The sequence below is a fragment of the Luteibacter sp. NPDC104163 genome, from assembly GCF_055584245.1.
In genome coordinates, this window is record NZ_JBVJMK010000007.1 from 258,800 (window position 1) to 266,282 (window position 7,483).

Here is a 7,483-nt window from a genome sequence, read left to right on the forward strand (position 1 = left end):
GGTACAACCCGTGATGCGTTGCACGCTTGCACCTACGGCCCGCGCGCGGTCGACCGACAGTAGACGACCTCAGCAAAGCTGCCGATTTCATCAATATCGTCGGTCTTGCCGTCGCTCGTCGCGCTTCCAGGTGCGTCCCACGCCCCATGGGACGGGAATACGTTACGTGCTCACGTCTGTGAATCCCTGCTACACATCGCCGGCGCCGTCGCCCGCTAGAGTGCAAATGGGGGCGTCCGGTGGCCACGGCCATACGGGAGCGATGCGTGTCATTGGAGAAGATCGTTCACGAGGCCGGCATGCTGGCAACATCCGTGCGCGCCGGGGACAGCGAAGAGGCGCTGTTTCGAGCCGCACGGGTCGCCAGCGAGGCCGAAGCCTTGGGCCACGGCGATGTGACCCGCGCGGCAAAGCGGACGGTCCATTGTTTATGCCTGGTTGCGCCCGGCGCTGGCCGGCTCGAGGGTTGCCTTCAAGACCTCGCGCTGGCGATGGATCGGCTGAGCACGCTTGGACTGTACTGACCGCGGGGTCTAGTAGCCTGTGTCCACACGGGTTCTGCGGGTTACGCATCCCACAACGGCCGTGGCCGCCCCCGAACGAGCCCGGTGAGTCGGCGCGCCGTGCGGGTCCGGGCCCCGGCAGGTCGCTTAAAGGTAGATCGCGGCCATGCCGATACAGTGGCATGACCTCCTCGCCGCCTCGCCTTCCGATCGTGCTCATCCACGGATTCATCGGCCACCTGCAGTTTGCCGAGCTCACCGACGGCGGGGCGATCCTTGCGCCCGACCTTCTCGGCTACGGCCAGTACCGCACCTGCGACGCCCAAACCATCACCGTCCGGGGCCAGGTCGATCATCTGGTGTCGGCCATCACGCCGGCGGCCAGGCCACACCCATCACCTACATCGGTGCCGACGGCCGCCAGTACGTGGTCATTGCTGCGGGGGGCCATGGCGGGTTACGCACCGGAAGCGGGGATGCAGTGCAGGCTTTCGCCCTGCCCCCCTGAATCTGCTGTCGGCGCGATCCTGCCGGGCTATGCTTTTATGCAAAGTCGGGATGGCCAGAGTGCGCTCGTACTCGTTCCTTGGTCCCGGTCATCAAACGTAGAGCACGTGCATGAGGAAAGCTCAGGACAGTAGCGTCATGCATGTAGCTTGTTACGCGGCCTTTTGGCCGCGTACCTGCAAAAGAAAAGCGCTCACAGCGACGACCGCGAGCAAAATGGCTTCGAATGAAAGCGCACCGGCGGCCGCGCACAGCAGCGCAAGCGTGCTTTCGCCAAGAAGCGCCACCCAATCGGATTTTGCCACTCGCGCCGGTTTGCGGCCACTGTTGCGAAAATACAGCAACGCGGTGATGGCAAACACGACGGCAGGGACAAGAATGGATACCGGCCGGAAGAACCAGGCCACGATAGCGCCAATGGCCGCCGACAGCCCTAATGCGACGTGTAGTTTGGCGTCCGCACCCCCAGGATGCGTATCCTGCCGGCGTGTTTCCTTCGATTGCGAATCGATGGACCCTTCCATCGCAGCGCAACGAACACAAGGTTCGTCCGACGAAATCGCCGCAGCACACACTGAACAAGTCTTCATGGCGCTCTTTCGCAGGTTCCCGGACGGAGGCGCTCCAACCGTCGCATGACAATCTTGAACCGTCTTGAACAAAAGCCGCGACATGCGCTTATGCCTCGGGCACTTCCCCCCCGAGGACCGGATTCGGTTCCATATCCAGACCTGCGTTGACGGCGGTGGGTGCTCCACGTCACGGCGCGGAAAGGAGGTCGACGTCGGCAACGTTCGGCAGGTCGAGGGCGTCGAGCAGCCAGCGAGGCGTCAGCCATGTTTCCTCGCCGACCGTTCGGTCGGCCTGGAAGCCGCGCGTTCGGGTGGGTCTGGTGGACGCGGGCTTGCGGCGGGAAGTCGTGTGTCCCCGGTTGGCACGAGCGGCCGGGTCGGTCTTGCGGGTCAGGGCGTTGCTCCAGTGTTGGGAGCAATAAACCCTCATGGGGATCATGCGCGTCCGGGGCTTGATCCCCGTATCAGCTAGAGGGTCCTGGGCGGCGGGACGGGTGCAGTCGCCTCAGGCAGGGTCTCCGCGTAGACAATCCGCAACGTCTCGGCATCGGCACGGCGGATAATCTCCCGGGTGGCATCTCTCGTGGCAGTGACCAGGGCGACCCAGACCCGGCGCTCGTCACCGCGTGCCCACGGGAGGCCCACAACGTCGAAGGCCGTGAACATCTCGATGCGGTATCCGTCGCTGCGCATGACGGTGCGTGCTGCGCGGGTGCTGCCGGAGGCGGACTGTCCAGCGAATACCCTTGTTCCAGCATCCACTGCTGCACGATGGCTTCTTTTCGCATGTCGCCAATCGATTCAATCATCGACTTGGCCAACGCATGGTCCTCGGGACCGTTTGCCTCCACCTCAATCGTGCCATCAGGTCTGGTGACGAGCCGGTAGTGAGTGCCCTGCTTCTTGAGCCGCTCGAGAAGCAACTTCGTTTCCCTGGTCATCCCTGCCATACAAGCCATCCGCACATGCTGATGGAGCTCATCATACGCACGCCAAAGTGCAAGGGCGAGGTCGCGGGCAACAGCGACATCGCGCGTTTGCAGGCTGCGCTTGATGGTAGGTCGTCCCAGCATGGCCTGCAGCAAGACGGGCATGCGCCGGCGGAAGTGGTACATGCCGGAGGGGGCTTTGATGAGGTAGTGCGGGATGCGCATAAGGGACTCGATGTGTCCCGAAATGTGTCCCGATTGGCTTTTTCCAGAAATCTTATAACCAACTGATTTACTTGGATAAAAAACCTGTTGGCGGAGAGAGTGGGATTCGAACCCACGGTAGGCTTACACCTACGGCAGTTTTCAAGACTGCTGCCTTAAACCACTCGGCCATCTCTCCGTATTTTCAGCATCCAGCCGTTGCAGCTGGGGTCGAACGTGGCACACCGGGCTTGTCCCGGGGCGACGATTGTACCTGAACGCCTCCGCCAATGGCTGCCGCCCGGTCAGGCTGGACCTCATTGGCAAGCCTGAAAAGACAAAGCCCCGCCGAAGCGGGGCCGTGGAACGAGAACCGGCAGGCTTGTCATCGCCTCGCTGGTCCTGCCACCGATCTATTGGTGGCCTTAAGAGCCGGACTAAGCCGGCAAGACATGGACATGATAGCGCCGTTCTCCAGCACTTTCTATAGCAAATTCATTGCTCTACGGAAATTCCCAAAGATCTAGCCACACCCTTCCGAACACGCTCCAGCAACGATGCTGGGAGGAACAAGTATTCGAAGCTGCGTTTGCGTGTCTTCGAATCCCGCGGAGCGCGAACTGGGCGCAGCCTCGCAAGCGACAAAGTGTTCACCATGTCGCACTTGGCCCACCGCGGCTTGCCATCCAGACGCATGAAGGCCGGGAGTACGTCAGCGGGGAGCTCGCAGTGGTAGTCGAAGATCACCTTCGGCGACGATCCGCTGATCGGAACAACCGTCACTAGATCGCTCCGCCCCGGCAACGCCGGGCCGATCACGATAACGGGACGCGACTTCACCATCTCGGGCGGAACAAAGCACGACGGGTAGTCGCACATCAGGATCGCGCCAGCCTTCGGCATGAAATGTATGGGCAACGCCGAACCTCCTTCGAGTGTCGAAGGGAGGCTACCGAGTTGCGCCCTGGGCGAAGAGCTCGATCTGCGCGAACACCTTTTTTCTAGAGGTTTTCTTCTCGCGGCTATGCGCCTCCAGCGACACGCGCTCGGCAAGGGTCATGCGAGAAATCGTGGTAGGTAGTCAGCGCACAGAATGTTCGTATGCGCTGACACCACTAGGTCCGTCAGCTAATCGCCTCAATCCCCGCCATATACGGCCGCAGCACCTCAGGCACCTCAATACTCCCATCCGCCTGCTGGTAGTTCTCCATCACGGCGACAAGGGTGCGGCCGACGGCCAGGCCCGAGCCGTTGAGCGTGTGCACCAGCTCCGGCTTGCCGGTTGCCGGGTTGCGCCAGCGGGCCTGCATGCGGCGGGCCTGGAAGTCGGTGCAGTTGGAGCAGCTGCTGATTTCGCGGTAGGTGTTCTGGCTGGGCAGCCAGACTTCGAGGTCGTAGGTCTTGGCGGCGGCGAAGCCCATGTCGCCGGTGCAGAGCATGACCTTGCGGTACGGCAGGCCGAGCTTCTGCAGGACGGTCTCGGCGTGGCCGACCATTTCCTCAAGGGCATCCATCGAGGCTTCGGGCGCGACGACCTGCACCATCTCGACCTTCTCGAACTGGTGCTGGCGGATCATGCCGCGGGTATCGCGGCCGTAGCTGCCGGCTTCGGCGCGGAAGCACATGGAGTGCGAGGTGAGGCGCATCGGCAGCTGGTCGGCTTCGACGATGCTGTCGCGGACGAGGTTGGTCAGCGCCACTTCCGAGGTCGGGATGAGGTAACGCTTCTTGTCATCCACCTGCACGCCAAACAGATCTTCCTCGAACTTCGGAAGCTGGCTGGTGCCGTACATGGCGTCGGCGTTCACGATCAGCGGGATGTTGTGTTCAAGGTAGCCGTGCTGCGTGGTGTGCAGGTCCAGCATGAACTGGGCGAGCGCACGGTGCAGGTGGGCGAGCTGGCCGCGGAGCACGGTGAAGCGCGCGCCGCTGAGCTTGGCGCCGGCGTCGGCATCGAGCCAGCCGTGGCGGGCACCCAGGTCCACATGGTCCTTCACCGCGAAATCGAACGCCCGGGCGTGGCCCCAGCGGAGGATCTCGACGTTCTCGGTCTCGTCCTTACCGATCGCCACGGCGGCGTCCGGCAGGTTCGGGATGCCCTCGGCGATCTCGGCCAGCCTGGCCTGCACATCGGCCAGGGCCTGCTCGTTGGCCTTCAGCTTGTCGCCGATGCCGGCCACTTCGGCCATGAGCGGCGCCACGTCCTCACCCTTGGCTTTCGCCTGGCCGATGGCCTTGGAACGGGTGTTACGCAGGTTCTGCAGCTCCTGGGTCTCCGTGGAGAGGGCCTTGCGCTCGGATTCCAGCCGCTCGATCGTGGCGACATCGAGGGGGAAATTGCGGGCGGCGCGGAGGCGTTCTGCCGTTTCGGCGAGGCGGCCGCGCAGGAGTGCGGGATCCAGCATGGTGGTTCTGTCCGTGGTAGGCGGTCTTTGATTATCGCATGGCCTCCCCGGCTTTGGCCCCTCCGCTTTTCAGGCCGTGGCTCTCGAAATACCGCTCCAGGGCCTCCACGGAGCCATCCGGCTCGGCCAGCGCCACCCAGGTGTCGGGGCGCAGGAGGTAGGCGGCGTTCTCGGCCAGGCCGGCTTTCTCGAACTCGGGTTCCCAGCCGAAGTCGCGCAGCGCCACGCCCCGGTGCAGGCACCAGGCCATGAGCTCGGGCCGGGGCTCGCCATACACGTGTACCTGCCAGCCGATCCGCTCCAGCGGGCCATAGTTGTCCTTGTCGCCCATCCGCACCCACGGCAGCCGGTCGCCGCCCTTCACCTTCCCCGCTTCGCCATCGCTCAGGCCGCTGTCGTGGTAGGCCAGCTCGGTCTGCGAGATCAGCTTGAACATCGCCCGCCGCGCCGCTGCCATCTCGAAGGCCACGTGTGCCGCGTAGGGCATCACGTTCACCCGCAGGAAGTTGGCCAGGCTGCCGCCGGAGGTCATAAGGGAGAAACCGCGGTCGGTGGTCTGGACCAGCTGGTGGGCGAAGCCCTGGCGTTCCTTCACGTAGGTGTCGAGCAAGGGATCGGGTGCGTCGCCGCGCAATACGGCGGCGAGTTTCCACGCCAGGTTGATCGCATCGAGGATGCCCGTGTTCATGCCCTGCCCGCCTGCCGGGCTGTGCACATGGCCGGCATCACCGAGGAGGAAGACGCGATCGCGGCGAAAGGTCTCCGCGACGCGGTGATGCACGCGGTAGCTGGAGAACCACGTGACCTCTTCGACCTTGACGCCGACGCGGCCGATCGCGTCCTGGCGCACATCGTCGAAGGTGAGTTTTTCAGCGGTTTCGGCGCGCTCATCGCTGACGGTGCCTATCAGGCGTGCGCGGCCGTTGCTGTCGTAGGGCAGCATCAGGACGAAGTCGTTGTTCTCCAGCGAGACGCTACCTTCGTCGGGATTCTTCAACCCCTCGAGCTTCACGTCGGCGACGTAGAACACCGAGCGATACGTACCACCTTCGAAGCCGATGCCGAGTTGCTCGCGCACGGTGGAACGCGCACCGTCACAACCGGCGATGTAGCGCGCGGTGGTGGTTTCTTCGCTGCCATCGACGCGACGGATGCGCGCCGTAACGCTATCCGCGCCCTGCTCCAGCGAGACGAGTTCGGTCTGCCGCTCGATCGTGACGCCCATGCTTTCGAGCCGCTGGCCGAGCACGCGTTCATGGTGATCCTGCGGGTACATCAGCGGCGAGGGATACGGCGAGATACCCGCGCCGGCATCCTGCAATGGAAGGCGCGCGGCATGCTTGCCACGGGTCCACATGTTGATCGCCACCATGCGATGGCCGGCGGCCATGATGGTTTCGGTGAGGTCGAGCTGGCGGTAAAGCTCCAGCGTGCGCGCCTGCACCACCATGGCCCTCGAGGTATCCCCAGGACCATCTTTCTTGTCGATGATGCGGACCTTGATGCCCTGGGCAGTGAGCCAGAGGGCGAGCACCAGGCCCGTGGGGCCTGCGCCGGTGATGAGTACGTCGTCCATCGTGGGCCTCGTAGCTCAGGGGTGTAGGCCCTTCAATGCGCGCACGAGGCGGGTGCTGTCAACTAGGCCGTGCGCCTGGCTGTTGTGGGAGCGCGCTTGCGCGCGATGGGTGCTTGCCGCCAGACCCATCGCGCGCAAGCGCGCTCCCACAGGGTTACAGCGTGGCTTCGAGGTTGCTCAGGATCGTCTGCCAGCCGTGCGTGCTGGGCTTGAGCCACTGCTCTTCCACCTCATGGGTGAGGTTGAGCTCGCAGCCGCCCGGCGTGCTGGCGATGTGGATATGCACGTGCACCGAGCCGGGGTCGTATTTCGGGACGGAGAAAGTGAACTCGAGGTCGTGCGGCGCGTCGATGCGTTCGTAGACGCCGGTGTGGAGGATGTCGCCATCCTCACGGCGTTCAACGATACGGTAGCTGCCGCCCACCTTGGGATCCAGCGCGATCTCGATCATCTCGCCTTCGGGCGTTGCGAACAGCCATTCGCCCACGGTGTCCTGATCCAGCCAGGCCTGGAACACCCTTTCCGCGGGAAAGGGGAAGAAATGAGTAACGTTGACGCGGTGCACCAAGCGATCCTCGACCCGGGGGCTGGTGCCAACGGTGGCGTATTTTTGCTTAAGAAACAATCGCCATGATTTGTATCGAGATAACAAGGCGGTTGTGGGAGCGGGGGGGGGGGGGGGGGGGGGGGGGGGGGGGGCCCCCCGGGGGGCCGGCGGCGCCCCCCACCTACGGGGAGGGCGGGGGTGGGGGTTGGGAGGGGGGCGGCCCGGTTAAAAACCACCACA

At 64.0% G+C, this 7,483-nt stretch carries 9 protein-coding genes and 1 tRNA gene; 2 read left to right on the forward strand and 8 right to left on the reverse strand.

The features are described 5' to 3' along the window. Positions 1 to 266: 266 nt before the first annotated feature. Both ACZ6YI_RS11495 and ACZ6YI_RS11500 read left to right on the forward strand, forming a co-directional pair. The gene (locus tag ACZ6YI_RS11495; RefSeq protein WP_465778771.1) at positions 267 to 524 is read left to right on the forward strand and encodes a hypothetical protein; all 258 of its coding nucleotides are present in this window, start codon (positions 267 to 269) and stop codon (positions 522 to 524) included. 161 nt (positions 525 to 685) lie between these two features. Next, entirely contained in the window at positions 686 to 1,144 is a 459-nt protein-coding gene (locus ACZ6YI_RS11500) for an alpha/beta fold hydrolase (protein ID WP_465778772.1), read from the forward strand. A gap of 18 nt (positions 1,145 to 1,162) precedes the next feature. Here ACZ6YI_RS11500 and ACZ6YI_RS11505 read toward each other — a convergent pair whose 3' ends face one another. From ACZ6YI_RS11505 to ACZ6YI_RS11540, 8 genes are all read right to left on the reverse strand, one after another. Then, complete coding sequence (locus ACZ6YI_RS11505; protein WP_465778773.1) at positions 1,163 to 1,600, reverse strand: hypothetical protein; 438 nt, start codon at positions 1,598 to 1,600, stop codon at positions 1,163 to 1,165. A gap of 169 nt (positions 1,601 to 1,769) precedes the next feature. Continuing rightward, on the reverse strand, positions 1,770 to 2,012 hold the full coding sequence (locus ACZ6YI_RS11510) for a hypothetical protein (protein ID WP_465778774.1): 243 nt from the start codon (positions 2,010 to 2,012) through the stop codon (positions 1,770 to 1,772). Positions 2,013 to 2,046: 34 nt separating this feature from the next. Further along, a complete protein-coding gene (locus tag ACZ6YI_RS11515) occupies positions 2,047 to 2,736 on the reverse strand; it encodes a DUF6538 domain-containing protein (RefSeq protein ID WP_465778775.1) in 690 nt (229 codons plus the stop codon). A gap of 88 nt (positions 2,737 to 2,824) precedes the next feature. Beyond that, positions 2,825 to 2,914: transfer RNA gene (locus ACZ6YI_RS11520), tRNA-Ser, on the reverse strand. Positions 2,915 to 3,210: 296 nt separating this feature from the next. Continuing rightward, entirely contained in the window at positions 3,211 to 3,618 is a 408-nt protein-coding gene (locus ACZ6YI_RS11525) for a type II toxin-antitoxin system PemK/MazF family toxin (protein ID WP_465778789.1), read from the reverse strand. Positions 3,619 to 3,839: 221 nt separating this feature from the next. Beyond that, entirely contained in the window at positions 3,840 to 5,120 is a 1,281-nt protein-coding gene (gene serS / locus ACZ6YI_RS11530) for a serine--tRNA ligase (protein WP_465778776.1), read from the reverse strand. 31 nt (positions 5,121 to 5,151) lie between these two features. Further along, positions 5,152 to 6,696, reverse strand: coding sequence for an FAD-dependent monooxygenase (locus ACZ6YI_RS11535; RefSeq protein WP_465778777.1), 1,545 nt, complete (start codon positions 6,694 to 6,696; stop codon positions 5,152 to 5,154). Positions 6,697 to 6,850: 154 nt separating this feature from the next. Beyond that, positions 6,851 to 7,261 carry an SRPBCC family protein gene (locus tag ACZ6YI_RS11540; protein WP_465778778.1) on the reverse strand — a complete coding sequence of 137 codons (411 nt, stop codon included), beginning with the start codon at positions 7,259 to 7,261 and terminating at the stop codon, positions 6,851 to 6,853. Between the last annotated feature and the right edge of the window lie 222 nt (positions 7,262 to 7,483).

Excerpts from the sequence above, each read along its gene's own strand:
- ACZ6YI_RS11500 (WP_465778772.1), top strand. The coding sequence starts at position 686 with ATGACCTCCTCGCCGCCTCGCCTTCCGATCGTGCTCATCCACGGATTC.
- ACZ6YI_RS11505 (WP_465778773.1), bottom strand. The coding sequence starts at position 1,600 with ATGAAGACTTGTTCAGTGTGTGCTGCGGCGATTTCGTCGGACGAACCT.
- ACZ6YI_RS11510 (WP_465778774.1), bottom strand. The coding sequence starts at position 2,012 with ATGAGGGTTTATTGCTCCCAACACTGGAGCAACGCCCTGACCCGCAAG.
- ACZ6YI_RS11515 (WP_465778775.1), bottom strand. The coding sequence starts at position 2,736 with ATGCGCATCCCGCACTACCTCATCAAAGCCCCCTCCGGCATGTACCAC.
- ACZ6YI_RS11525 (WP_465778789.1), bottom strand. The coding sequence starts at position 3,618 with ATGCCGAAGGCTGGCGCGATCCTGATGTGCGACTACCCGTCGTGCTTT.
- serS (WP_465778776.1), bottom strand. The coding sequence starts at position 5,120 with ATGCTGGATCCCGCACTCCTGCGCGGCCGCCTCGCCGAAACGGCAGAA.
- ACZ6YI_RS11535 (WP_465778777.1), bottom strand. The coding sequence starts at position 6,696 with ATGGACGACGTACTCATCACCGGCGCAGGCCCCACGGGCCTGGTGCTC.